The following is a 25,238-nucleotide window of genomic DNA, read 5'->3' as shown; positions in this document are numbered from 1 at the left end:
ACTACTGTCGGCAACAAAAATCAAATGTGGGAGCTGCCGAGCCCGGGCGAGGCTGCGATGGGATCACCGCGCAGTGCCTGCCAGACCGCAGCGCCTGCATCGCAGCCTCGCTCGGGCTCGACAGCTCCCACAGTCGATTTTCTTTTCCAGGCCTATCTTTACTTTCAGGACTACGCCATGACTCTGAAGGGCACCATGCTGATTGGTCAGCACTCCATTCCAGGCAGCCGCGAGGCCATCCGGGCGATCAATCCTGCCACCAACCTTGCGTTGGAACCCGCCTACGCCGGCGGCACCGCCGAACATGTCGAACACGCCTGTGCGTTGGCGTGGAGCGCCTTCGATAACTATCGCGAAACGTCGTTGGCGGCTCGCGCCGAATTCCTTGAAACCATCGCCAGCGAAATCGAAGCCTTGGGCGATGAACTGATTGAGCGGGCGATGGCCGAGACCGGCCTGCCGCGCCCACGCATCCAGGGCGAGCGCGGACGCACCTGCCAGCAGTTGCGTACCTTTGCCCGCACGGTGCGCGCCGGTGAATGGCTGGATGTGCGGGTCGATTCTGCGCAGCCGGATCGCCAACCGCTGCCCCGTTCGGACCTGCGTCAGCGCCAGGTGCCGCTGGGGCCCGTGGCAGTCTTTGGCGCGAGTAATTTTCCGCTGGCATTCTCGGTGGCCGGCGGTGATACCGCGTCGGCACTGGCGGCCGGTTGCCCGGTGATCGTGAAGGCTCACGGCGCGCATCCTGGCACCAGCGAACTGGTGGGCCGCGCGGTGGCCAAGGCCGTTCAGCACTGTGGCCTGCCTGAAGGGGTGTTTTCGCTGCTGTACGGCTCGGGCCGCGAAGTAGGCATTGCACTGGTCTGCGACCCGCGTATCAAGGCCGTGGGTTTTACCGGTTCGCGCAGCGGCGGCATCGCCTTGTGCCAGGCAGCCCAGGCGCGTCCCGAGCCGATTCCGGTGTATGCGGAAATGAGTTCGATCAATCCGGTTTATCTGTTTCCGGCGGCACTGAGCACGCGGGGCGAAGCATTGGCGCAGGGATTTATCGCGTCCCTCACCCAGGGTGCCGGCCAGTTCTGCACCAACCCCGGCCTGGTGATTGCCGTCGCCGGGCAAGCGCTGGACCACTTCATCGACAGCGCCACCCATTGGCTTCAACGCAGCGCTGCCCAGACCATGCTCACACCGGGGATCTTCAAGGCTTACGAAGACGGCGTCAGCGAGTTTGCCAAGCACGCTCAGGTCGCGGGTACAGGTTTGCCGGCAGCGGGCCCCAACCAGGGCCGAGCCCATCTGTTCGTGACCCAGGCCCGGGACTTCCTCGCCAATCACAACCTGCAGGCCGAGATCTTCGGCGCCGCCTCGTTGATTGTGCAATGCGCCAATGCCGATGAAATCCGCCAGGTCAGCGAACATCTGGAAGGCCAACTCACCGCCACCCTGCACCTGGATGACGACGATCTGGAAACCGCCCGCGCATTGCTGCCAACCCTGGAGCGCAAGGCCGGGCGCCTGCTCGTCAACGGCTGGCCGACCGGCGTGGAAGTGTGTGATGCGATGGTGCATGGCGGGCCTTTCCCGGCCACCTCGGACTCGCGCACCACCTCGGTGGGCACGGCCGCGATCCTGCGATTCCTGCGGCCGGTGTGCTATCAGGACTTCCCGGATGGCTTGCTGCCGACGGCGCTGCAACACGGCAATCCATTGCTGTTGCGGCGCTTGCTCGACGGTCAGAGAGAAGCCTAGGCCATGTCCGATAACGTCATGCCTGATATCGCCGTAGTGGGCGCCGGAATCATTGGCGTTGCCTGCGCGCTGCAACTGGCCCGCCAGGGGCGGCACGTGGTGATCATTGACCAGCAGGAACCCGGCCATGGCGCCTCGTTCGGCAATGCCGGGCACCTGGCGACCGAACAGGTGTTCCCTATCGCGGACGCGTCGATCCTGACGCGCTTGCCCGCCATGCTCATGGACCCGATGGGCCCGTTGCGCCTGGACTGGAAATACATGCCGCGCGCGCTGCCATGGTTTACCCGCCTGCTGTTGAACCTGCGCCCGGCGGCATTCCAGCGCACGGTCGCCGGCATTCGCGCCCTTAATGAAAGCAGCCTGGGCGCATGGCACCGGCTGCTGGGCAGTATTGATCGCACCGAACTGATGCGCGAAGACGGCTCGCTGCTGGTCTTCGAACGCCCCGCGTCGCGGCAAGCCATCGACGCCGTGCAGGCCCGCATGCGTCAGCAACAAGTGCCGGTGGATTATTGGCAAGCCAGTGCGGTGCAGAATGTGGCGCCGCAACTCAGCGAAAGCATTCAGGGCGGGTTGTTCTTTCCGCGTACCGGCCATTTTCTCGATCCCTACCGGGTGGTTTGCGAGCTGATGGACGCAGCCAAGGCCAGCGGGGTGCAGTTTCTCAAGCGACAAGTCTTAGGCGGCAAGCTGGACGCACACGGCGTCTCGTTGATGACCGACCAAGGCACAGTGGCGGCGCGCCAGGTGTTGATTGCCTGCGGCGCGCATTCGGCCAAATTGACTGCGGCACTCACGGGCCACAAGGTCCCGCTGGACACCGAGCGCGGCTATCACCTGATGCTGCCCCATGAGCATGAGCGACTGCCGTTTGCCGTCACCTCACTGGAGCGCAAGTTCATCATGACGCCCATGGCCGAAGGACTGCGGTTGGCCGGCACGGTGGAGTTCGCGGGCCTTGATCGACCACCGAACATGCAGCGCGCCTGGCAGTTGCACCGGCTGAGTCATGGGTTGTTTCGGCGTAATTTGAGTGCAGAGGACGCAACGCCATGGATGGGGTTTCGCCCTTCCCTGCCGGACTCGTTGCCGATTATCGACAAGGTGTGCGATGGCAAGGTGTTGCTTGCGTTTGGGCATCAGCACCTGGGGCTGACGCAGGCCGCGGTGACAGCGCAATTGATTGGCCAACTGGTGTCACCCGCGTTTTTCAGCCAGGACTTGCCGGCGCTGGAGCCCTATCGGCTGAGCCGTTTCTGAAAGGAGCGGCACCCGAACTCGGTGCCGCCCGTCTGTTGGCGCTACTTAGCGATAACGTTCCAGCCAGTGAGCGTAAGGCGCGGGCAAGGTCCAGGATGACTTATCGACCCCCAGTTCCTTGGCCGCAAAGTACGCCCAATGGGGATCGGCCAAATGGGCGCGCCCTACCGATACCAAGTCGAGTTGCCCGGCCTGCAACGCACCTTCTGCCAGTTGCGGAGTACCAAAGCCCCAGGCAGAAGTCACCGGCAAACCGGCCTCGCGACGCACACGCTCGGCGATCGGCCCCATAAATGCAGGGCCCCACGGAATGTTGGCATCGGGCGTGGAAAAACCGACGCTGACGCTCAGCAAGTCCAGGCCACCGGCCTTGAAACGACGGGCAAGCTCGATGGATTCCGTCAGGGTCTGCTCGTCACGACCGTCATATTCGATCACGCCAAACCGTGCGGTCAGTGGCAGGTTTTCTGGCCATACCTCGCGCACTGCGGCAAGGGTTTCCAACAGGAAGCGGCTACGGTTATCGAAGCTGCCACCGTAGGCATCGGTGCGTTGGTTGGAATGCTCGGAGAAAAAGCTCTGGCCCAGGTAACCGTGGGCGAAATGCAATTCGATCCATTCAAAACCGGCGTCACGGGCACGACGAGCAGCATCGACGAAGTCCTGGCGAACCCGCGCGATATCTTCCAGGGTCATGGCGCGTGGGACATTCGGCAGGTGTGCGCCAAAAGGGATGGCCGAGGGTGCAATGGTCTGCCAGGACCGGGCATCGGAAGCCGGGATATGGTCATCGCCTTCCCACGGACGATTGGAACTGGCCTTACGACCGGCGTGACCAATCTGGATGCCAGGGACCGAACCTGCGGCCTTGATGGCTTTGACCATGGGCACGAAGGCTTGCGCATGCGCGTCGCTCCAGATCCCCGCGCAGCCAGGTGTGATGCGCCCTTCAGGCGCTACAGCGGTCGCCTCGACCACCAGCAGACCCGCTCCGCCACGGGCCATACTGGCGAGATGCACGTGGTGCCAGTCGTTGACCATGCCGTCGTCAGCCTGGTACTGGCACATCGGCGGGATAGCGATCCGGTTGCGCAACGTCACGTCTTTCAGCTTGTAGGGTTCGAACAATGCAGCCATGAAAAGTCTCCTGAAGCGAAGGTGGGGTAATTTTCGATTGTTCGATGTTAATCGAACTATGGTGTTAAGCGATAGCCCTGTTATCATTCGCCTCATGCGAGCCTTCAAACACCCCAATGCCGAAGACCTGATTCTCGAACGCGTGCTCTACGCGTTAAGTGACCCTGTTCGACTGGAAATCGTTCGCTGCCTGGCTGGCGTCACCGAGGCCACCTGCGGCGAGCTGGACGGCGGACGGCCGAAATCCAGTGTCTCCCATCACTTCCGGGTGTTAAGGGATGCGGGGCTTGTTCACACCCGCAGTGTTGGCACGACCCACATGAACTCGTTGCGCACTGATGTAATGGACAGCCGGTTTCCAGGGCTGGTCCAGGCGATTCTTTCCCAGCAGTGAGCATGCCGGCTGCGGTGGCGCCTTTTCCTGCGCCGGCCAGCGCTACAGGCGAAATGTCTTGCGACTGTTTTGCACTACCAGCAGCGGCAGCCCGGTGATTATCGTGCCTGACTTTACGGTTACGCGACGCCGGGAACCCGCCTTGAACAACACCCACTTCTTCTCCATGCGCACGATGCTGCGAAGCGCCGCCTTCGCGATCATTGCCCTTCTATTTGCCAATACCGCCATCGCCGAATCGGCCATGCCTTTGGGCCAGAAATCGTTCGAGTCGTATCGCCTCGATACCTTGCAGTGGCTGCGGGAGTATCGCGACTTCCAGGGCACCGACAAGGAAGCCGAACTCAACTGGAACGCGCCGCAGGAATGGCGCCCGGCTGGAACACCCAAACGCGGGATCATTCTCGTGCACGGCCTGGGCGACTCTCCGTGGTCGTTTCACGATATCGGCAGCGCACTGGCTGCGCGCGGCTTCCTGGCAAGGACCGTGCTGCTTCCCGGCCACGGCACACAACCGGCCGACATGCTGCAAGTACGCATGGAAGACTGGCGCCGGGTGGTGGACGAACAGGCCGCGATACTTCGCGCAGAAGTGGGCGAGATTTACCTCGGCGGCTTCTCCACCGGTGCCAACCTGGTCCTCGACTACGCCTACACACACCACGACGTCGCCGGGCTGCTGCTGTTCTCCCCCGCTTTCCAGTCCAGTATGACCTACGACTGGCTGACCCCCCTTATCAGTTGGGCCCGCCCGTGGCTGCTGGCGCCAGACGCCAGCCGGCCACAGCAGAGCCTGGTGCGCTACATGACCGTCCCCACCAATGGCTTCGCCCAGTTCTACCGCAGCAGCCGAGTGGCCCGCCAGGACCTGGAGCGTCGTCCCTACGACAAACCGGTGTTCATTGCCGTAGCAGCCCACGACTCAGTGCTCGATACGAACTATGTGCTGGAGGCCTTCCAACAGCGCTTCAGTCATCCACACAGCCGCCTGGCCTGGTACGGAACACTGCCGGAGAGCGCCTGGGATACGCAGCGGGTCAAAGCGCGCACCGACTACGTGCCGGAACTGCGGATCAGCCAGTTCTCGCACATGGGGTTGTTGTTCTCACCCGACAACGCGCTCTACGGCGAACAGGGCAGCCTACGGTTTTGCTGGAACGGCCAGACGGAAGACGCCACCCGCGCCTGCGAACAAGGGTCAGAGGTCTGGTATTCGGACTGGGGTTATCGTGAGCCGGGCAAGATGCACGCGCGGTTGACGTTCAATCCGTACTTCAACTGGCAGCTTGGGCTGATTGATGAGGTGCTGGGTAACCTGGCTCTGGCTGGTGACAACGCTGGGCGCTGAAACCCTTTCACATTCCTTTCACAGATAAACATCTATGGTTTCCCTGCTCCTAGTGAAACCCTCAAGCCCGCGCTCCCCATCGCGGGCTTTTCTTTGCCTGTGATATATGGCTTTGTCCGGGTACAAGGCACCGTTCTCGTTACGAACCCTCGCTCGGCCAACGTCCTGAAAAAAGCGGATATCAATACGAAGGAACGCTGAGGTCGTTCCGTATGGTGCGTGGCAGGCCCGGGGACTTTGAAATGTACGCCCTCTTGAATACCGACCGAACCTGAAAGGGTTGCCTGGCTTTTTGTAGAGACATGCCAGAACGTGAAGTCCGGTGGCCGCTTCCCCAAACGATAGTGTTTGGAATATCAGCTTAAGTGAGTGGAGACGCGACCCGGCGACGAGGTCATGGATCCGTAAGCACATCAATCAAAAGCCCCGTTGAGGACTTCGTAAATTATGCCGGAAGCGATTGCGACAAGTATGAGATCAGTACCCGCTTGTTGCCATTCGTAGCCGTCGTAATGGGGCAGTCTGCCGAGCAAGCGACCATCCAGCTTCTTGGCAATGCCAGGAGGAAGAGGTTTTCCTCTGGCCAGGTTCTTTTGTATTCCGGGTGGCAGTGAAGGGCCTGGGCGCCAATAGTCACGGTAGCCACCGACCACGCCCAGTACACCGCCCCGGTCAATGCTGGGGCCGCGCGCCCAATCATCTGCGCTGGAACCTTTCCCCTTATTCCCTTGGTTGCCATGGCCTTGGCCGCCCTGAGAGTTGCCTTTTCCATTGCCTTGACCCTTCCCATTCCCTGGGTCGGCCAGCGCCGCCACTGAGCCAATGGCCAAAGCAAGGCAGGTAACAGCGGCTACAAACGAGCGAGATTTAAACATCATCGTCTTATCCAAAAGGGAATACCCACTTGAAAGGTAGACGGTATTGCCGATTTTAGTTCCGCATAACTCCGAAGCGGTGGTTTACATGAAGGTGAAAGCCGACCTGAAAAGGTGGGAGTTTTGCAAAAGTTTTGCAAATCGCAGGCAACAAAAAAGGGCCCACCTTTCGGTGAGCCCTTCTAGACCGCCCAGCAGAGCGGATTTTGTTTGGTAGGCGCGATTGGACTCGAACCAACGACCCCCACCATGTCAAGGTCTGCTTGAGCAAGCTGCAAGCCTTGCTGCTCTTGGTTTCCACAGAACGCCCATTCACATTATGAGGCGTCAAAAATGGCCAACATCCGCTCACTTCCCTCCGGAAACTGGAACGCCCAGGTACGGATCAAAGGTAAAGCCACACAATCGAAAACCTTCAGCACCAAAGCTGACGCAGAGTCATGGGCGAACCAACTCGAAGCCGTAACGATGGACCGCAAGCATCACACCATCTTTACGTTGGGCATGACGTACTGCGAAACGATGCTCAAAGGTAAAGGCAGCTACGACCACGCACTGAAAATCGTTGAGCATCTGGGTAGGCACTTCACTCAGCCCATTCATGAAATCACGCCGCAGATGATCAATGACTTCAAGATCATGCGATTGAAGAAGGTGAAGCCGTCGACGTGCAGGACGCAACTCGCATTCATGTCCCGCTTCTACAGGTTCGCCAAACGCGGGCTACTGATCGACATCCACAACCCTGTCAGTGATATCGCACTCCCCAAGCCTGATCGGTCTTCAGACAAGGTGATTAGTGCAAGCGAGCTTGAGCGGTTACTGACGAAGCTGTCACCTATCATGAAACCCATTGTCGAACTGGCATATGAGACTGCCATGCGGCGCTCTGAAATCCTGAAGCTGACCAAAGACTGCCTGCACCTCAAGGATCGAATTGCCGACGTGATCGATGGAAAGAACGGTACACGGTCAGTTCCCCTCACTCACCGAGCCGTTGAGATTCTGGAACTCGCACAACTGTGGGCCACCGTGGAGCGCCACCCACATGGCTTGATCTTCACTGTCACTCCCCACGCCGTATCGCAGGCTGTGCGTCTGGCACGCGTAAAGGCTGGACTTGATAGCAGCGTCAGGCTTCATCAACTCAGGCACACCAGAATCACCAATGTGGCGAAGAAAGGATTCAACAACGCACAGATCATGATCGTCTCGGGCCACAGGGATACTCGATCCGTCGCACGATACTCTCACTTGAATGTCAGAGATGTGTTGCACTTGATTGACTGATTGACCAACGAGGGAAGCCATTCGCCACACTTCTACCCGGTGGAGGCTTGGCGAATGGCCGACATAAAGCATAATTCGTGCCAACAGTTGACAAAATGACAGTTGAGTGTTATAATGGGTTACAGAGATAGAAAAACTTCTCCCCCTTCTTCGACCCCCATTTCTCCTAGCGGTCTCGTCAGAGCTCGCTTCCCCGGCCCGGCGATCCACCGTCCAGACGCTCATCAGTGCGTTGGTCCGACTACTGTAGATCAGGATGGGGATTCTGATCGGTCACGCCCTTGACTATCGAAATGGGCACAACTTCGAAATACTGAAACCAAGCATCGGCTACGAACTCTAGGCGAGAACCTAAAACTCTCGCCTTCTTTTTGTCCGCGCTATTCCTCAGTGCGTTTCAGTTCAAACTAAAACATACCACCAACCCAAATCACCTAGTTTAGAAGGAGCCATGCCTATGGCCGTAGTAAAACGTGATTGCATTCGCTGTGGTGCAACATTTGATTCAAGGAACAGTCGTGGCGTCTATTGTAGCGCCGCTTGTAAGTCCCAACATCACCGAATTCGAAAAGTCACCGAACGAAGAGTAGTCGTTGGGCGACTTGAAGTCGTCTTCCGCGATGTTAACCCCAACACCACACAAGAAATGCTTGAGCAAATGATGCATGACGCACTCACTCCGGCAATGCTTGAAATTATCCACAACAACGAACAATTAACCACAACAGGAGAGACGCAATGATCCAACAAGTAGACCAGAAGGAGCTTAAAGCTCGTATCGAAATCGCACAGGCAGGTTATAAGGACAAGAAAGCAGGCATCGACTTCTTTGCCGAAACAGACCCTGTAAGCGGTCGCCCAATTGCGAAACACACAGAGGGCGGCACAGTAGTCTTCCAGTGTTCTACGCCACTCGACATCCTGCCAACGTACTTGGAACAAATCCAGAAGGGGTTTCAGCCTCACCCGTTGTCAGTTGTTCAAATTGACCACGAGCGCTTCGATATTTATTTTTATAAGCCTGCCCAAGTTATCCAAGCCGCACTTGAACAGATTGCCAAAGACGAAACCGCTAGGTATCACGCCGAAGTCGAAGCCCATAATGAACAGTTCATCCAGCAGCAGATTGACGCCCAGCTACGTGTTGACCTTGCCCGCGAAGAGCGGGAACGAGCACTAGCCGAGACAGAACGCCGGGCTAAAGTTGAACGCGACATTCGTGCCACTTTCCAGCCAGTAGACGAAGTGACCCAGCCTGCCACGAAAGGGCGTAAATAATGGATGGCCTTACGAAGTTGCTATTGCAGCGTCACGCCCCCAACGACCCAAGGCTAGAAGAATCCCCAGATGCCCTCACAGCAGTTGCTAAGTCCACGGGTATGACTGTAGTTATGTCGGCAAATGACTACAGTGACAGTGTGATTTTCGCAGCCGTCACGAAGTTTAATCGAGAGCACCCTGAGTACATGTCATATTCATTTACATTGCCCATAGCTACTAACGGTATTGCTGCTGGTAGCTGGGTGCTAACGGATATCACGGAGGTTTAATGGAAAAACCAGCATCACCGGAACAAGTTCTGAAAAATGAACCACAGCAGTATCGTAGTATCACCAAAATGAGCCCCTCTGTTAACATTCGTGGGTTTGTTTGTGCTCTCGGTCAGCACCTTCGTAGTTACATTTCCATCGATATCGAGTTCAATTACCAGTGGGCGAGGCTCCCAGATGGAACGGTCTACTTTGCATTGTCTGGTAGCCGGGCCGTCCAAGATGCTTTCAAGGCATACTTGATTAACAATAAGGGCAGCACCCTTGAAAGTTCAGAATATGTAAGCTACGGGCGTAACAACTCGGCGTTTCATCGTGCGTTCAATGAATACTTCGAGCAGCGTAAGAGCCTTCACGGATTCGGTTGTGGGGGTTCACAATGAGTGCCCATAATGAAGAGATTGCACGCCTAACGGGTAGTTTGATCTTCGATGTGAAGACAGGTCCGCTACTTGCGTTCGAGCAGATGCTTAAACGTGTTCAAGCCAGCATGGCGGGAATGATGAAAACAGCGGATGACTTGAACAAGCGGCTTGATCGTAAACTTGGAATCTCAACCAAGCGTGAAGCATCAGCACTAGCAAACGTAGCTGCTCAAAAGAGTCTCGACAAACAAATTGCCACTGAAGGAAAACTGTCCCGTTTACGGCAGTCGCAGTTCAGAGCGGCACTTGCTGAGCAGAAGTTAACTTCTGCGGGCAACCGCGAAGCTGCATTCCTGCAAAGCGCGTCCTTGAAACAACAAGTCACCGCCGCCGTGCTGTCAGCCAAACAACGCAAGGCCGAACAAGAGGCATTGAAAGTTGATCTTGGAAGGGCGAAGTTGCAAGCATCGGCGGAACAGTCAAAGATTCGAGAAGCGCGACTAGCTGACATCCTGCAACGTCGCCAAGAACGTACAGTTCAATTGCAGCAACAGGCTGCGCTGCATCAGTCCAAGTTGCAGCGTGCCGAGGCGAGCCTAGTAGCAGCTCGTGAACGTGGTATTCGGCTCGCTGAGCGTCACCAAGCATCCAAACTCGTCAGCGCTGCCCGTGAAGCCAGAGCCGCTGTTAGAGGCGAACAAACAGCAGGGCGTTACAGTATGGCCCAAGAGCGTTTTGCGGCTTGGAAGGCCCGTCAGGATAGCCCGGAGAGTTCCGGGATAGGCGGGCTCACCGTTGGCCTTGGCGCTGCTGGGGCGGCGTTGTACGCCCTCACAGAGGCAGCCGGTTATCTCGGTAAGCGTATCGAACAGCGCCAAGAAACAGCCGCCGACAATCAGCAGTTCGACAACACGTTGCTGGCCGCTGGCAACAACGACAAGGAGCGAGCACGAATCAAAGCAGCGTACATCGGCAACAGCCAAGAGTACGGAATGAAGATCGACCGCGAATCCGCCGTCGCTTACTCAAACATGATTCAAGGCTTCCGGGCTCAGGGGAAAACACTGGAAGAGGCCATCCAGTTGCAGAAGGATCAAGCCGCAGTGTTCCGTATCGGTAACTTGGACAAGACGCAGCAATACTCTGCCGCCCTCCAGCTCAATCAGGGTTACTCGAAAGACCGATTCATGGGGCAGGATCTACGCCCTCTGACCGACGCCCTTGGCACACGTCTAACAACGATCCTATACCAAGCAATTGGTAAGGCGCTTGGTTACAAAGGTGACGTGAACAAGCTCGCCGGGTTCGTGCTGGAAGCCCAACACGATGGCAAGGTGAACGGTGCGATGGTTCAACAGGGTCTACGTGACATCGTAGCCCAATCACCGGAACTACTTGAACGTCACAAGCGCTCCTTGGATGCACAGGCTGTACGTGTTGAGAACGATCAGTACTTGCGGAGCGTAGGCGTAAATGAAAGCCCCGAACTGATCGCAGCGCTAGGTGATCGTCTTACGGCAGAGCGCCAGCTGATTGAAAGCACCACCGGCCTGCAAGCGGCTTTTCGAGACGTTGACATCGTGCTGGTAAAACTTCAGACCAGCATGTTGAACCTGCTCGCAGGAAAGAATGCCGACAACAGCGAGAAGACTCCGCAACAGCGGACAGAGGAAGTTGGGGCGGGATTCTTGATCGAGGGTAGCGGTATTGATCCATTCGCCATTAACGGAAAGAGCGGTGGCTCTCGCACAGCCCAAGGCCAACTTGATGAAGAGGCACGCGACCCAGTTTCAAAGCTGTGGCGCCTCCTTGGTGTTGGCAATGACTTGCAAAAAGTGGCCGATGACAACCGCCAGCGTTGGGGTCAAGTTGGGTTCAGCGACCATGCACCTCTGGACCCGAGACTGCCAGCACTCGATACGTCTGGGCTGAATACTCGTGCATTGCCTGACTTCGGCAAACATCTTGAAGACCTGTTGAGCCAGTCGGACCCAAACAACGCAGTTGCCAAAGTTGCCGCTCAAGCGGTTGCGACAGCAGCACGTACCGCACCCGGTAGTCGTGGGGAAATGATTGCAAACGATCAGTCCAATAAAGGCGGTGCCGTTACCAACACCACCAATATTGACGCTCCCGTGCATGTTGAAGTAACCATTAATGCAAAAACAGATGCCTCCCCAGAGGCTATTGGTGCCGCTGTAAGTGGGCAAGTTCGCGAAGAGATTCAAAAGACTTTCCAGGCCTACCTTCCTAAGGAGACACAATGAGCCTGCTGACAACAGGCTTCACTCTTTCACCTATCCAATGAAATTAGCCGGAGAACAAAAATGAAATACGACGACATCGCCCAATCCGAAGACATACATGCGGCGAGCAGGCTCTACGCTGTTGAAGTTTACGGCCAAGAAGTAATCAACGCCTTCCCACCCATCCCTTCGATGATCCTTGAATGCGTGCTGGCGGGACTACAAGAAGAACAGGTACTGCTGGAAGTCTTCAAGGATTACCGGCTACCACCACCAAACAAGGAAACAGAACAATGAACCAAGTGTTCACAGATGCAAACGTAGCCATGAAAGCAGCATATGAACTTTCACAAAGACTCCACAGGCCCGCGTGGCGTCACACAGGCGTTGATAGCCGTGGGGCTACTGTTTGGGTGGTTAGTCTTGAAAGCAACGCTGCAACCGCACTACAAGGGCTTGTGGCCTAACTCCTTACAGCAACTTGTAAGCGTAAAGTTGATTGACAAGCTGGGGTATTTGGCGTATGTTCGCCACCTTCTTTCAGCAAACCAGCACCGAACGATCTCGACTTGCCCCAGTGCAGCGTCAGGCGTCGGTTTCGTGCTGTCTGGAATTTGACCTAGCTACTTCTCAGCAGTTCACAGAGGGCACCGTGCCCCCTGTACATAGGTCAATTTGCCCCCTGTGACAGAGGGCATGCTGCCCCATTAGTAAGATAGAAAGTATTAAGAAAGAAAATAGTAAGACTGATGCAGCGCCAGAAGCACCCTTTGGGTTTTGTTGCACGGTAAAGCAGAAGAGCTTTCAGGGCGTATCGATCATATGAATTGATCGTGCAAGGATCTTCAATCACCGGTGCTCGCACCACAGCTAAGTTAGATAGAGTCCACATGGGGCATCCTGCCCTCTGTGAGTTTTCATCGTGCAAGGAGACAAATGAAATGAACATTCAGTTCCGGCAACACAGTCGTGATTGGCTTAAGGCTGGTAACGGCAATGGTGGTCCAAGTGCAGCAGCTCGCGTTGCTTACATGATCGAAATGATAGTGCTGTATCGAACAGGAGCCTTGGAAGAATCCAAGTTCCTTGAACATATCAAGAACCTTTGAAAATACATACGAGGGATACGATGACCGAGACATATTGCAAGCTTACACACGAAATCATGAAGGCAACACACTGGACCAGCAGAACCACTGGCGAACAATTCAAGCTTACAGGTGATCAGAAAATCATTTGGATATGGATGGAGAGTCGCTATCACTTCTTTCAGTCCATGGGTAAGCACTGGTTTGATAACCAAGATGACATTGCAGTGTCTACAGGATGTGACCCAAGTACAGTGAAGCGTTTTATCGCCAAGCTGGCACAGCATGGTTACATCGAAGTTGAGCGCCAGAAGGGAAGAGGGTTTATCCGCTCCAATAAGTACGAAATCTTAGCCCCACTTCAAGTGCATACCGGTAAGGCCCCTACAAGCTCCACTGGGGTGAATGGCGACGTTGCTGCTCCTATCGTGAGGAGTGTGGTAGATACCCCTGTAATCGCGCCTCAGGAGCTTACAGGCGAGTTGATTCCCGTATTCGAAGACATACCACTCGATGCATACACAGATACACTGCCACAAGCTCCTGTGGTCGTGCATAAGCGCCTACAGTTGTTCGCGGATACGTTGGACGAAGTGTCGGATGATAATGCCCCTGTCTTGATGCAGGGGCCTGCAAATGAGAGTGCCGGTGACAACCCATTACCTTGGTAGCGTTAACTCTTCGTGCTGTCGATGGCGAAGTTGATGAACGCTGAACAGCAGATAAGCATGAACCTGGCATCCGCTTGGGTAAGTGCTGATTCGTTATCCATCAAGGAGTGACGAATGCCGCTAGCATCATTGGTGTATCCGTAAAGTGCAGAGAAAGCAGTCTTTAGGCTTGGGTGAAGGTTGTGGTGCTTTTCCAGAATTTTCAGAGCTTGGCCAAGCGTAGCCTTTTCATCACCTACAAGTTTCTTTGCCAGAGACTCAACAGCACTGATGCTTTCTTTAATCGAATTTCGGTAGTCTGGGTTTTGTTTGTCTGTCAGAAAGCCAAGGGATGTCTGGAGGTGAGTTCTGGCACCTGCATATTGATCCGAGCTAGCTATCGCTCTTTCTATCTCGTCTATCTCTTCGGATGATGTAATAGGTACCAACTGCCCACTGACAAATCGATATGCTGAGTTCTCACGCGCCAATACGATGTTGAATTCATCGATGAGTGTTTGTTTCGTGCCGTGGTGATCCAATTTCACGATAAACTCTATAAAGCTGTAGGTTCGATGCCAGCTCATCTTAAAGTAACTTTCTTTTATAGTTGTTTTAAGGGTGGACCATGAACTGGGGATTGTGTCTACGGGAGCTTTGTAGAAGTCGCTGTAAAGTTTTTCGGCGAAGTCTTTGAAGTTTGATGTGCGAAGTCGGTCAGGGAAACTTCTTTCCCTAGAGTAATATCCTGACAAGCACTTAAGTGTTAGCACATTCCAAAGGGAGTTCTTTAATTGTGTGTCAATATTGTCAACTTGTGCGACCTTGACTACTGGTATCAATCCCATGCGCTGTGAAAAACTTAGGTGGTTCATATCCTCAGACATACAGCTTCCTTCCAGTAGTCGATGGTACGGATGGTAGCTGATGGCTATGTGCCTGACTACGATCATCGAAACCTCGGCCATAACTCCAAAACAACCCGTTGAAATCTACCCAATTCCCATGGTCGCTGTGGCTGATGCCTCGCAGGGTATAATTTGTAGCACGTCTGTAGCCCAGTGTTTCCGTGGGGTGTGGTGGCCGAGTGGCTAAGTTCGACCTTGTGCGGTCTACCGAAACCGGTTTCTTGCACAGAATTCGCCACTCCGGCACCGATTCACCGTTTTCGTGCAACACGGCAACACCCAGTCCCGGCCAGCTCACCAATGGTCTAGGATTTCGGGCACCACAACCGAGGATGCCTCTCATGGATGACCTGAACGAAGTGACAGCCGATGCCTTGGAGTTGCTCATGCTGAACCAGAACGCTCTGGCGGCTGCCATCGAGGAGTTGAGCAACTGGGTTCGGGACCGGGGCGGGATAGAGACCCACAGCAACATTATGGGCGCCCTCGAAACACTCGACACCAGCAATGAAGGCATTGCCAGCATGATCCGGGTGCTACGTAGGTAGGCCAACCTGAAACTCGTTTCTTCAACCTTGCTAACCCGATTACCTGAACTAGCATCGGTATGGTCGCTGGTGTGGCGACGTGCTACCAAGGAGCTGATATGCCGACGAGATATCGTGATGCGGTCACTGGTGAGTACGTGACTAAGGAAGAGGCTGAGAAGAGGCCAAGGGAGACGGTAAAGGAGAAGGACAAGCCGCCACCCAAGAAGCCTACGGGCGGCAAGAAGAAGTAGCTTCAACACGGGAGGGCCTTTGCCTTCCCGCTCACCTTCTAATTAACAGAATGGTATTGTGTAAATTAGCCAGCCCCTAAAAGCCTTGCTGTCACCCTGCATGCCATGCTCTAATTAACACATCAAATCAATATCGGGTGGAGTGTTAATTACGATGAACATCGTCGAAGCGGTGAAAACGGAGGGTGAAGCCAAAACCATTTCTCGGAAACTCACCCTGAACGCCAAGGGCAACACCTTGTACGCGGACATCTGGGAATTCGGTATCAACACCGCGCTCCGTATCTCCGACTTGCTCACGCTCACCTTCGTGGAGGTGCAAGGCGATAAGCTGGTGATCAAGGAAGCCAAGACAGGCAAATCCCGGCAAATTGATTTGAACAGTGGTGCGAAGGCAATCGTTGCCCGCCGTCGCCAAGCGCACCCAAGCCATACGTTCCTGTTTCAAGTGGATAGCAACCGGGCCAAAGGCAAAGCCGTTAGCCGTGTCTCGGTAGCAAATGCGTTCAAGGATGTAGGCGAGGAAATGAGTATTCGGCTTGGCACCCACTCGATGAGGAAGACCCGAGGCTGGCTGATGTACAGCAACGGCAAAAGCATTGAGCTAATTTGCAAAGTGCTGAACCACAGCAGTCCCGCCGTCACCATGGCGTACATCGGCATCACCCAAGCCGAGGTTGATGCCACTTACCACGAGTTCGTGTTCTAACGGTCCGCAGACTGCACCCAGTGCCCGCCTTGAGCGGGCTTCGTTGCATTTGATACCAAGTAACAGCACTCGGCTCAACGCCTGCCAGAATCGAACCCAGCGGCACCCAGTCCATACTGTTATTTATAATTTACTTGGCTCTTGAGTGTGAGTTAGGGCCATTCGTTAAGCACCTCTAGCGGCGGTCTGGTTTTCCCCCGGTCAAACCTAGATCGCCCTCGGTGTACCTCGAAAATTTTGGCGCGGGCAATGGGGCTCTGGATTATTTCTGTCCGTGTGAAAACCAATCCCCCATCGAGGCGGTCCTGTTATTCGGTAGGCAGCAACAGATACACTCAAGTGGCTTGATCACTTGCAGGGGTACGCCGCTTTATAGGCTTGAATTGCCAGCATCGACGCATTCTCATGAAGGGACTCCGGGTGATCGTCAAAGTACTTGAGGAGAACCTTCGCTGCCTGCCCCATGGTGAACCCTTCACGGGGAATACAGATCGCGATGGTTTCAGGACTAGCGATACGGGCTAGCACTAGGGTATCTGTAACCCCGTTTACAAATCCTGCGCATACCCCTGCGTTAAAATATCGGTCGCTGGGTATCTTTTCTTTGAGAAATGCACGGCAGTTTTCTGCCATTTGGTTCCCAGTGTCTGCCCGTACCTCTGTAGCCAAGCCGCCCATTCCGACCATTGCAGCCACAGCTATTATCCCTGCTTTCATGGTTGCTTCCCGTATGTGTGGTCTGACGATACTACCGATTGACATAGCCCGATGCCATCATGCATGTGGACCTGCTAGCATCCTCCCATTCAATGGGACGTGGTGCTTTACGATGGATGATGAAGGCGATTTCAAGAAGGCACGTGGCTTCCTGCTCACGTATTCGGCGCTGGTGTTGGCGCTTTGGTATTTCGGTGCCGACCTGACCCAGTTCAAGCTAATGGGCAACGAGATCAAGCTTCACCAGCGCACCGAAAGTGTCTGGCTGGTGCTCGCAGCCCTCAATGTCTATTTCTGGTTCCGGTTCTATCAGCACTTACCGGGCGACGGTCTGAACTTTGATTCAGAGATGCGGAGGCTCTACGCACATTCTTTGCAGAATCTTGCGAAGATGGTGGGGCGTAAGGGTTTGCAACGAGCACTCTTGCAGCATGTTGGGTCTAGAGGACTATCTCCCGTGGAGGTCGAGGTGATGAGCATCAAGACTCAAGTTGGCCAATTCCCTTCGCGCTGGAATAATATTGCGTCGGGTGCAAAGGAGGCGTTGAAGTCGCGCTTCAACCCAGCTAGGTATCAGGTAGCAGTTCATTTGCTAGCTGATTACAAGTTTCGGAGTACCGATTCATGGACGAAGGATGTCACGTCTTTCACGCACATCCACACCCTAGGCCCGTGTTTCACATGGCCAGTGAAAGCTTTTACCGTCGTCAGGGGGGCCTTCGTTACTCCTTGGTTCACCGACCACGTTATGCCGCTCGTGCTTGGTGGCGTCAGTACCGGCTTTGCCCTGTGGAAGTGGTGCGACATGAATTTCTTTACCACTACTCTGCCCCACCTTGCCCAATCGTGTGCTGGCGTAACCCATTGATTTAACTGGGGTCATACAAGTGCCGATATAGCGTTGTAATATACATAGGCACGTAGTGGTCCATTGCTGGAGCCCTACCGGAAAGCATGAGCTTTCAAGTTGATATCTCTTCGACGTTCCGTCGAGAATGATACCAATGATAGCGCTTCGCTATCATTCATGCCAATCCAATAGACCAGAATCAAAAGCCAACGGCTCGTTTTGTGGATCATGGGTATGGGTCGAGGTACATTCCGCGATAGCTCACTCACGACTTGCCTAGCAATGCGGTAGCCAATGGCACTACGATTGAAATCAGGACGGCTATGAAGGATAGGACGGTCGCCCATTTGAATTTACTGCTTTCCTCTTGCAGCCCTGCCAACACAGACGCAAGAAGCGGGAAGTTCACGCAGTGCCTGTCAGGACCAACACCCAACGAGAAGAATGCGACCTTATCATCATCATCATCATCTCTTTTGTAGCCGTACTTCTGCTCCAAGTGGTAGTAGAGCCTTCCAAAAACGATGTCACTATCCACGCCCAGCTCCCTAGCAATCATCTTGCAGTCGATGGGAACATGGATTTTACTCACCCGCCCATTTTGAACGTCGGACTCCTGCGCGAAGTTCTTAAACTCTTCGTAGTACAGCTTGTAGATAACGTTGAGAATCTTGAGATCAGAGGGTGGCTTCATGCGATACATCCTTGTGAGCGATGATCAAGCTTACCGCATCTACGTCGGACCGTTTTGCTAACACCCCCCCCACCTGAATTCAAGCGCTTCGCCGTACTCCAAGACGACCGATCAACGGCGTTCACATTGCCCAGTGTGAACGAACCCGATATTTTGTGAACGTTTTGTAGGAATTCCAGACAACAAAAAAGGGCCCACCTTTCGGTGAGCCCTTCTAGACCGCCCAGCAGAGCGGATTTTGTTTGGTAGGCGCGATTGGACTCGAACCAACGACCCCCACCATGTCAAGGTGGTGCTCTAACCAACTGAGCTACGTGCCTGCTGTGAGGCGGCATTCTACGGAATTCCCGAGGGGTGTCAACACCTTTTTTGCAGCTAAGCCTATGAATATGCGAATTTTTTATTTGTGGGCAGCACAGCCGTATTTTTCCGGTGGCTGGCAGCGGATTTTCAACTCAGGTAGGATCGACGCACTCGTAAAAAATATAAAACAGAGGTTCCAGGATGGCGAACACCCCCTACCCCCAGTCGTATTACGCCGCGTCTGCGAATGCGGTACCTGCTCGCCCGGAGCTGCAAGGTGAAGTCGAAACCGATGTGTGTGTGATCGGCGCCGGTTATACCGGGCTTTCCAGCGCGCTGTTCCTGTTGGAGAACGGTTTTCGCGTGACGGTACTGGAAGCCGCCAAGGTGGGTTTTGGCGCGTCGGGCCGTAACGGCGGGCAGATCGTCAACAGCTATAGCCGTGACATCGATGTGATCGAGCGCAGTGTCGGCCCCAAGCAGGCGCAATTGTTGGGCGACATGGCGTTTGAAGGCGGCAGAATCATTCGGGAACGAGTGGCCAAGTATCAGATCCAGTGTGACCTGAAGGACGGCGGTGTGTTCGCCGCGCTGAACGGCAAGCACATGGGCCATCTGGAGTCGCAGAAGCGCCTGTGGGAGCGCTACGGCCACACCCAGCTGGAGTTGCTGGACGAGCGGCGCATTCGTGAAGTGGTCGCCTGTGACAACTATGTGGGCGGCCTGCTGGACATGAGCGGCGGGCACATTCACCCGCTGAACCTGGCGCTGGGCGAAGCGGCGGCGGTGGAATCCCTCGGCGGCACGATTTATGAGCAGTCGGCGGCGACTCGCATTGAGCGCGGCGCCAATCCGGTGGTGCATACGGCACACGGCAAGGTCAGGGCCAAGTTCATTATTGTCGCGGGCAATGCCTACCTCGGGAACCTGGTACCCGAGCTGGCAGCCAAGTCGATGCCGTGCGGTACGCAGGTGATTACCACCGCGCCACTGGGCGATGAGCTGGCGAAGACACTGCTGCCGCAGGACTACTGCGTCGAGGACTGCAACTATTTGCTGGATTACTACCGCCTGACCAGCGACAAGCGCCTGATCTTCGGCGGTGGCGTGGTGTATGGCGCGCGCGACCCGGCGAACATTGAAGCGATCATCCGGCCGAAGATGCTAAAGGCGTTCCCGCAGCTCAAGGACGTGAAAATCGATTACGCCTGGACCGGCAATTTCCTGCTGACCCTGTCGCGCCTGCCACAGGTTGGCCGTCTGGGAGATAACATCTATTACTCTCAGGGCTGTAGCGGCCATGGCGTGACGTACACCCACTTGGCGGGCAAGGTCCTGGCGGAAGCCCTGAGAGGCCAGGCAGAGCGTTTTGATGCGTTTGCCGGCCTGCCGCACTACCCGTTTCCGGGTGGGCAACTGTTGCGCACGCCGTTTGCGGCGCTGGGCGCCTGGTACTACGGGCTGCGGGACAAGCTGGGGTTCTGATCCCGGATCACGGGGCTGGCTTGCCGGCCCCTGTCCATCAGGTACCGAGCCAAATCGCAGACACAAAAAACCCCGGTCTTTCGACCAGGGTCTTTGCTATCGATCCAACCAAGCCAACGGCTTGTTTTGGCGTCTCAGGGCGTTCAGTGGGCCCTGGAACAGATATGGCGCAGCGGACGGGACTCGAACCCGCGACCCCCGGCGTGACAGGCCGGTATTCTAACCGACTGAACTACCGCTGCGTATCGCTCAGACTGTTGAAGTGTCACCTTCAACCGCCTTCAAACATCTGACTGAGCAGCCTTGGCTGTTCAATCTCAAATCTGAAACATCAGACCTGGAAAATATGGCGCAGCGGACGGGACTCGAACCCGCGACCCCCGGCGTGACAGGCCGGTATTCTAACCGACTGAACTACCGCTGCGCGTCGGTGCAACCTTTAACGTTGCGTCTTGCCCGAAGGCAAAACTCTCAAGAAGTGGTGGGTGATGACGGGATCGAACCGCCGACCCTCTGCTTGTAAGGCAGATGCTCTCCCAGCTGAGCTAATCACCCTTTGCTTCGTTGAGGCCGCGAAATTTACGCAGATAGCAGACCTAAGTCAATAGCCCGCTTGAAGTTTTTCTGAAAAAGACAAAATTGCTTCAGGACCGTCACGCGCCCTACTCGCTGTAAATCATCTTCTTGCTCATGCCACCGTCAACGACGAACTCCTGCCCGGTCACAAACCCCGCATTGCGCGACAGCAACCACGCCACCATCGCCGCCACGTCTTCCACAGTGCCTACCCTGCCTGCCGGGTGCTGGGCGTGATCCGCATCCGTGAGTGGCTCGGCACGCCGTGCAGCCGGGTCACGGGCATCGATCCAGCCCGGGCTCACGGCATTGACCCGTACTTCCGGCCCAAGGCTCATGGCCAGCGCATGGGTCAGGGCCAACAAACCGCCCTTGCTCGCCGCGTAGGCCTCGGTGTCCGGCTCCGACTGACGGGCCCGGGTCGAGGCCAGGTTAACGATGGCGCCACCGTGGGCCCGCAGATACGGCGCACAGTGCTTGGCCAGCAACATCGGCCCACTGAGGTTTACCGCCAGCACGCGATTCCAGTAAGCCAGGTCGAGGCTTTCCAGCGTGATATTGCGTGGATCGGCCACTGCCGCATTGCAAACCAGTGCGTCCAGGCGTCCGAACTGGCCGAGCACCTCGGCCACGCCCTGGGCAACCTGCCGCTCATCGGCCACGTCCATGGTAATAAACCAGGCGTTGTCGCCCAGCACCTTGGACACCTTGGAACCGCGCTCACGGTCGAGGTCCGTGAGCACCACCTGCCAGCCTTCGCTGATCAACCAGGCGGCAATCCCCAGGCCGATGCCCCGCGCCGCGCCAGTCACCAGCGCGACCCGTCCGTTAATGGCGGTTGCCGCCTCCATGGACCACTCGATCACAGGGCAGCCAACCCACGGGCCAGATCGGCCTGCAAGTCAGCAACGTCTTCCAGGCCCACCGCAATGCGGATCAGGCTGTCACGAATACCGGCCGCTTCACGCTCCTGCGGCGCCAGGCGGCCGTGGGAAGTGGTGCTTGGGTGAGTGATGGTGGTCTTGCTGTCACCCAGGTTGGCGGTAATGGAGATCAGGCGGGTTGCATCGATAAAGCGCCAGGCGCCCTCTTTACCACCCTTGACCTCGAAACTCACCACGGCGCCGAAACCACGCTGTTGGCGCTGGGCCAACTCGTGTTGCGGGTGGCTCTTGAGGCCGGCGTAGTGAACCTTTTCGATACCGTCCTGCTGCTCCAGCCACTCGGCCAGCGCCTGGGCGTTGGCACAATGCGCCTTCATCCGCAGGCTCAGGGTCTCCAGGCCTTTAAGGAAGATCCAGGCGTTGAACGGGCTCAGGGTCGGGCCAGCGGTGCGCAAGAAGCCCACCACTTCCTTCATCTGCTCGCTGCGCCCGGCAACCACACCGCCCATGCAACGGCCCTGGCCGTCGATGAACTTGGTGGCCGAGTGCACAACGATGTCCGCGCCCAGCTTCAGCGGCTGCTGCAGTGCCGGCGTGCAGAAGCAGTTGTCGACGATCAGCATCGCGCCCTTGGCATGAGCCACTTCGGACAATGCGGCAATGTCTACCAGCTCGGCCAACGGGTTGGACGGCGACTCGACGAACAGCAATCTGGTGTTGGCCTTGATGGCCGCGTCCCAGCCGGACAGGTCTGCCAGCGGCACGTAGTCGACTTCAATGCCAAAACGCTTGAAGTACTTTTCGAACAGGCTGATGGTCGAGCCAAACACGCTGCGCGACACCAGCACATGATCGCCGGCGCTGCACAGGCTCATGACCACCGCGAGAATCGCGGCCATGCCCGTGGCAGTGGCGACCGCCTGCTCGGCGCCTTCCAGCGCGGCGATACGCTCTTCGAATGCGCGCACGGTCGGGTTGGTGTAGCGCGAATAAACGTTGCCCGGCACTTCACCGGCAAAACGCGCAGCGGCGTCGGCCGCAGTGCGGAACACATAGCTGGAGGTAAAGAACATCGGATCACCGTGCTCACCTTCCGGGGTGCGGTGCTGGCCGGCGCGCACAGCCAGGGTATCGAAAGCTACGCCATCGAGGTCGCTATCCAGGCGACCGGCATCCCATTCCTGACTCATGCTCTACTCCTCAACTCGAATGCTTTATCAAAGATGCAAAACCGGCCCCTCAGGGCCGGTGTCTACTCAGTTGTTGTACAGGTCGATGATCGCGCTGACCGCCTGGGTCTTGATCTTCGAGGAATCGTTACGCGCCTGCTCGATCTTGTTCAGGTAGGCCTCGTCGACATCGCCAGTGACGTACTTGCCGTCGAACACCGCGCAATCGAACTCCTCGATCTTGATCTTGCCACCGCCAACCGCTTCGATCAGGTCCGGCAGGTTCTGGTAGATCAGCCAGTCGGCGCCGATCAGGTCTGCAACGTCCTGGGTCGAACGGTTGTGGGCGATCAGCTCGTGAGCGCTCGGCATGTCGATGCCGTACACGTTCGGGTAACGCACGGCAGGCGCGGCGGAGCAGAAGTAAACGTTCTTCGCCCCGGCTTCGCGGGCCATCTGGATGATCTGCTTGCAAGTGGTGCCACGCACGATGGAGTCATCCACCAGCATCACGTTCTTGCCGCGGAACTCCAGCTCGATCGCATTGAGCTTCTGGCGTACCGACTTCTTGCGCGCCGCCTGGCCCGGCATGATGAAGGTACGGCCGATGTAACGGTTCTTGACGAAGCCTTCGCGGAATTTCACGCCCAGGTGGTTCGCCAGCTCCAGCGCTGCGGTGCGGCTGGTGTCCGGGATCGGGATCACTACGTCGATGTCGTGGTCAGGACGCTCGCGCAGGATCTTGTCGGCCAGCTTCTCGCCCATGCGCAGGCGCGCCTTGTACACCGAAACACCGTCGATGATCGAATCCGGACGCGCCAGGTACACGTGTTCGAAAATGCACGGGGTCAGTTTCGGGTTCAGTGCGCACTGACGGGTGTGCAGCTTGCCGTCTTCAGTGATGTAGACCGCTTCGCCCGGTGCCAGGTCGCGGATCAGGGTGAAGCCCAGCACGTCCAGGGACACGCTTTCGGAGGCGATCATGTACTCGACGCCTTCGTCGGTGTGACGCTGGCCGAACACGATCGGGCGGATGCCGTGGGGGTCGCGGAAACCAACGATACCGTAGCCGGTCACCATTGCGACGACGGCGTAACCACCGACGCAACGGTTGTGCACGTCGGTCACGGCGGCGAACACGTCTTCTTCGGTCGGCTGCAGCTTGCCGCGCTGGGCCAGCTCGTGGGCGAACACGTTCAGCAGTACTTCGGAGTCCGAGTTGGTGTTGACGTGGCGCAGGTCAGATTCGTAAATCTCCTTGGCCAGCTGTTCAACGTTGGTCAGGTTGCCGTTGTGCGCCAGGGTGATGCCATACGGCGAGTTGACGTAAAACGGCTGGGCTTCGGCCGACGTCGAGCTGCCCGCTGTCGGGTAGCGTACGTGGCCAATGCCCATGTGCCCGACCAGGCGCTGCATGTGGCGCTGATGGAACACGTCACGCACCAGACCATTGTCCTTGCGCAGGAATAACCGGCCGTCGTGGCTGGTCACAATACCGGCAGCATCCTGGCCGCGGTGCTGGAGGACGGTTAGCGCGTCATACAGCGCCTGATTCACGTTCGACTTACCGACGATACCGACGATGCCACACATGCGACGCAACCCCTACTTAATGAATCTTGACTGAACACAACTTACTGAGGCGTTTTGGCCGGCAAGAGGTGTTCCTTGAACGGAAGATCAGCGGGTACGCTGATCCCGCTGGCCAGCCACTGACTGCTCCACCCCAAAATGAGGTTTTTGGACCAATCTGCAACCAATAGAAATTTTGGCACGAGTACAGACTCCTGCCACCACGAATCCTGCTGTACCGGCCCCAGGCTCAACAGCCCGACCGCCACAACCACCAGCAAGCCGCCACGTGCGGCGCCGAAGGCCATGCCGAGAAATCGATCGGTCCCGGAGAGGCCGGTGACGCGTATCAATTCGCCGATAAGATAATTGACCATTGCCCCCACCAACAACGTGGCGATGAACATGATGGCGCAGCCCGCGATGACGCGAGCCGAAGGTGTCTCGATGTATCCGGCCAGGTAGACCGACAATGAACCGCCGAACATCCAGGCTACAACCCCTGCGATGATCCATGTCAGCAACGACAGAGCTTCTTTAACGAAGCCGCGGCTTAGACTGATCAAAGCGGAGATGGCGACGATTGCAACGATCGCCCAGTCAACCCAGGTAAATGGCACAGTTCAGCCTACAGA

Annotated in this window: 26 protein-coding genes and 4 tRNA genes; 17 read left to right on the top strand and 13 right to left on the bottom strand. The window is 56.5% G+C overall.

Features of this window, described 5'->3' with window-relative positions:
• The first annotated feature begins 177 nt into the window (after nt 1-177).
• Both JFV30_RS07330 and JFV30_RS07325 read left to right on the top strand, forming a co-directional pair.
• Nucleotides 178-1,749: an aldehyde dehydrogenase (NADP(+)) gene (locus JFV30_RS07330; protein WP_201122754.1), complete on the top strand. Its 1,572-nt coding sequence runs from the start codon at nt 178-180 to the stop codon at nt 1,747-1,749.
• 3 nt (nt 1,750-1,752) lie between these two features.
• Nucleotides 1,753-3,012: an NAD(P)/FAD-dependent oxidoreductase gene (locus tag JFV30_RS07325; RefSeq protein WP_201122752.1), complete on the top strand. Its 1,260-nt coding sequence runs from the start codon at nt 1,753-1,755 to the stop codon at nt 3,010-3,012.
• Between the two features lie 45 nt (nt 3,013-3,057).
• Here JFV30_RS07325 and JFV30_RS07320 read toward each other — a convergent pair whose 3' ends face one another.
• The gene (locus tag JFV30_RS07320) at nt 3,058-4,149 is read right to left on the bottom strand and encodes an NADH:flavin oxidoreductase/NADH oxidase (protein ID WP_010175698.1); all 1,092 of its coding nucleotides are present in this window, start codon (nt 4,147-4,149) and stop codon (nt 3,058-3,060) included.
• Between the two features lie 58 nt (nt 4,150-4,207).
• Here JFV30_RS07320 and JFV30_RS07315 point away from each other — a divergent pair, with 58 nt between their 5' ends.
• Both JFV30_RS07315 and JFV30_RS07310 read left to right on the top strand, forming a co-directional pair.
• Complete coding sequence (locus JFV30_RS07315; RefSeq protein ID WP_201126142.1) at nt 4,208-4,543, top strand: ArsR/SmtB family transcription factor; 336 nt, start codon at nt 4,208-4,210, stop codon at nt 4,541-4,543.
• Nucleotides 4,544-4,718: 175 nt separating this feature from the next.
• Nucleotides 4,719-5,891 carry an alpha/beta fold hydrolase gene (locus JFV30_RS07310; protein ID WP_201126141.1) on the top strand — a complete coding sequence of 391 codons (1,173 nt, stop codon included), beginning with the start codon at nt 4,719-4,721 and terminating at the stop codon, nt 5,889-5,891.
• Nucleotides 5,892-6,304: 413 nt separating this feature from the next.
• Here JFV30_RS07310 and JFV30_RS07305 read toward each other — a convergent pair whose 3' ends face one another.
• Complete coding sequence (locus tag JFV30_RS07305; protein WP_201126140.1) at nt 6,305-6,766, bottom strand: anti-virulence regulator CigR family protein; 462 nt, start codon at nt 6,764-6,766, stop codon at nt 6,305-6,307.
• A 333-nt stretch (nt 6,767-7,099) separates the two neighbouring features.
• On the opposite strand from JFV30_RS07305, the gene JFV30_RS07300 reads away from it, so the two are divergent.
• From JFV30_RS07300 to JFV30_RS07265, 8 genes are all read left to right on the top strand, one after another.
• Entirely contained in the window at nt 7,100-8,056 is a 957-nt protein-coding gene (locus JFV30_RS07300) for a tyrosine-type recombinase/integrase (protein WP_201122750.1), read from the top strand.
• Nucleotides 8,057-8,513: 457 nt separating this feature from the next.
• Nucleotides 8,514-8,798 (top strand): hypothetical protein, encoded by a 285-nt coding sequence (locus tag JFV30_RS07295; RefSeq protein ID WP_201122748.1) that lies wholly within the window; start codon nt 8,514-8,516, stop codon nt 8,796-8,798.
• Complete coding sequence (locus JFV30_RS07290) at nt 8,795-9,334, top strand: hypothetical protein (RefSeq protein WP_201122746.1); 540 nt, start codon at nt 8,795-8,797, stop codon at nt 9,332-9,334. The genes JFV30_RS07295 and JFV30_RS07290 overlap by 4 nt, the downstream gene beginning before the upstream one ends.
• A 271-nt stretch (nt 9,335-9,605) precedes the next feature.
• Nucleotides 9,606-9,989: a hypothetical protein gene (locus JFV30_RS07285; RefSeq protein WP_201122743.1), complete on the top strand. Its 384-nt coding sequence runs from the start codon at nt 9,606-9,608 to the stop codon at nt 9,987-9,989.
• On the top strand, nt 9,986-12,238 hold the full coding sequence (locus tag JFV30_RS07280; RefSeq protein WP_201122742.1) for a hypothetical protein: 2,253 nt from the start codon (nt 9,986-9,988) through the stop codon (nt 12,236-12,238). Before JFV30_RS07285 ends, JFV30_RS07280 begins: the two co-directional genes overlap by 4 nt.
• A gap of 60 nt (nt 12,239-12,298) precedes the next feature.
• Entirely contained in the window at nt 12,299-12,514 is a 216-nt protein-coding gene (locus JFV30_RS07275; protein WP_102606029.1) for a hypothetical protein, read from the top strand.
• Nucleotides 12,515-13,158: 644 nt separating this feature from the next.
• Entirely contained in the window at nt 13,159-13,326 is a 168-nt protein-coding gene (locus JFV30_RS07270; RefSeq protein ID WP_201122740.1) for a hypothetical protein, read from the top strand.
• Nucleotides 13,327-13,346: 20 nt separating this feature from the next.
• Nucleotides 13,347-13,976 (top strand): DUF6945 domain-containing protein, encoded by a 630-nt coding sequence (locus tag JFV30_RS07265; RefSeq protein WP_201122738.1) that lies wholly within the window; start codon nt 13,347-13,349, stop codon nt 13,974-13,976.
• A 2-nt stretch (nt 13,977-13,978) separates the two neighbouring features.
• On the opposite strand, the gene JFV30_RS07260 is transcribed toward JFV30_RS07265, so the two are convergent.
• A complete protein-coding gene (locus JFV30_RS07260; RefSeq protein WP_177035794.1) occupies nt 13,979-14,842 on the bottom strand; it encodes an AbiJ-NTD4 domain-containing protein in 864 nt (287 codons plus the stop codon).
• 362 nt (nt 14,843-15,204) lie between these two features.
• On the opposite strand from JFV30_RS07260, the gene JFV30_RS07255 reads away from it, so the two are divergent.
• The 3 genes from JFV30_RS07255 (at nt 15,205) to JFV30_RS07245 (ending at nt 16,353) form a co-directional block, all read left to right on the top strand.
• Complete coding sequence (locus JFV30_RS07255; protein ID WP_201122736.1) at nt 15,205-15,411, top strand: hypothetical protein; 207 nt, start codon at nt 15,205-15,207, stop codon at nt 15,409-15,411.
• Between the two features lie 98 nt (nt 15,412-15,509).
• Entirely contained in the window at nt 15,510-15,644 is a 135-nt protein-coding gene (locus tag JFV30_RS07250) for a multidrug transporter (protein ID WP_201122735.1), read from the top strand.
• Nucleotides 15,645-15,798: 154 nt separating this feature from the next.
• Nucleotides 15,799-16,353 carry a tyrosine-type recombinase/integrase gene (locus tag JFV30_RS07245; RefSeq protein ID WP_201122733.1) on the top strand — a complete coding sequence of 185 codons (555 nt, stop codon included), beginning with the start codon at nt 15,799-15,801 and terminating at the stop codon, nt 16,351-16,353.
• A gap of 348 nt (nt 16,354-16,701) precedes the next feature.
• Here JFV30_RS07245 and JFV30_RS07240 read toward each other — a convergent pair whose 3' ends face one another.
• On the bottom strand, nt 16,702-17,070 hold the full coding sequence (locus JFV30_RS07240; RefSeq protein WP_177035791.1) for a Rap1a/Tai family immunity protein: 369 nt from the start codon (nt 17,068-17,070) through the stop codon (nt 16,702-16,704).
• Nucleotides 17,071-17,182: 112 nt separating this feature from the next.
• On the opposite strand from JFV30_RS07240, the gene JFV30_RS07235 reads away from it, so the two are divergent.
• Nucleotides 17,183-17,938, top strand: a complete 756-nt coding sequence (locus tag JFV30_RS07235; RefSeq protein WP_201122731.1) for a hypothetical protein — start codon at nt 17,183-17,185, stop codon at nt 17,936-17,938.
• A gap of 247 nt (nt 17,939-18,185) precedes the next feature.
• Here JFV30_RS07235 and JFV30_RS07230 read toward each other — a convergent pair whose 3' ends face one another.
• Nucleotides 18,186-18,614: a hypothetical protein gene (locus JFV30_RS07230; protein WP_102606516.1), complete on the bottom strand. Its 429-nt coding sequence runs from the start codon at nt 18,612-18,614 to the stop codon at nt 18,186-18,188.
• Between the two features lie 243 nt (nt 18,615-18,857).
• Nucleotides 18,858-18,934 (bottom strand) — tRNA-Val (locus tag JFV30_RS07225).
• A gap of 184 nt (nt 18,935-19,118) precedes the next feature.
• Here JFV30_RS07225 and JFV30_RS07220 point away from each other — a divergent pair.
• Complete coding sequence (locus JFV30_RS07220; RefSeq protein WP_010175729.1) at nt 19,119-20,402, top strand: NAD(P)/FAD-dependent oxidoreductase; 1,284 nt, start codon at nt 19,119-19,121, stop codon at nt 20,400-20,402.
• A 165-nt stretch (nt 20,403-20,567) separates the two neighbouring features.
• Here the strand turns inward: JFV30_RS07220 and JFV30_RS07215 are convergent.
• The 7 genes from JFV30_RS07215 to JFV30_RS07185 form a co-directional block, all read right to left on the bottom strand.
• A tRNA-Asp gene (locus JFV30_RS07215) sits at nt 20,568-20,644 on the bottom strand.
• Between the two features lie 105 nt (nt 20,645-20,749).
• Nucleotides 20,750-20,826: transfer RNA gene (locus tag JFV30_RS07210), tRNA-Asp, on the bottom strand.
• A gap of 55 nt (nt 20,827-20,881) precedes the next feature.
• Nucleotides 20,882-20,957 (bottom strand) — tRNA-Val (locus JFV30_RS07205).
• Nucleotides 20,958-21,064: 107 nt separating this feature from the next.
• On the bottom strand, nt 21,065-21,829 hold the full coding sequence (locus JFV30_RS07200) for an SDR family oxidoreductase (protein WP_201122729.1): 765 nt from the start codon (nt 21,827-21,829) through the stop codon (nt 21,065-21,067).
• A gap of 11 nt (nt 21,830-21,840) precedes the next feature.
• Nucleotides 21,841-23,052, bottom strand: coding sequence for an O-succinylhomoserine sulfhydrylase (locus JFV30_RS07195; protein WP_169387647.1), 1,212 nt, complete (start codon nt 23,050-23,052; stop codon nt 21,841-21,843).
• A 66-nt stretch (nt 23,053-23,118) separates the two neighbouring features.
• Nucleotides 23,119-24,624, bottom strand: a complete 1,506-nt coding sequence (gene purF / locus JFV30_RS07190; RefSeq protein ID WP_201122727.1) for an amidophosphoribosyltransferase — start codon at nt 24,622-24,624, stop codon at nt 23,119-23,121.
• A gap of 41 nt (nt 24,625-24,665) precedes the next feature.
• A complete protein-coding gene (locus JFV30_RS07185; protein WP_003212681.1) occupies nt 24,666-25,223 on the bottom strand; it encodes a CvpA family protein in 558 nt (185 codons plus the stop codon).
• Nucleotides 25,224-25,238 lie beyond the last annotated feature (15 nt).

It is taken from the genome of Pseudomonas sp. TH32 (genome assembly GCF_016650855.1).
GTDB lineage: Bacteria > Pseudomonadota > Gammaproteobacteria > Pseudomonadales > Pseudomonadaceae > Aquipseudomonas.
The sequence above is the reverse complement of the archived record's forward strand: the minus strand, read 5'-3'. Positions and strand labels throughout refer to the sequence as shown.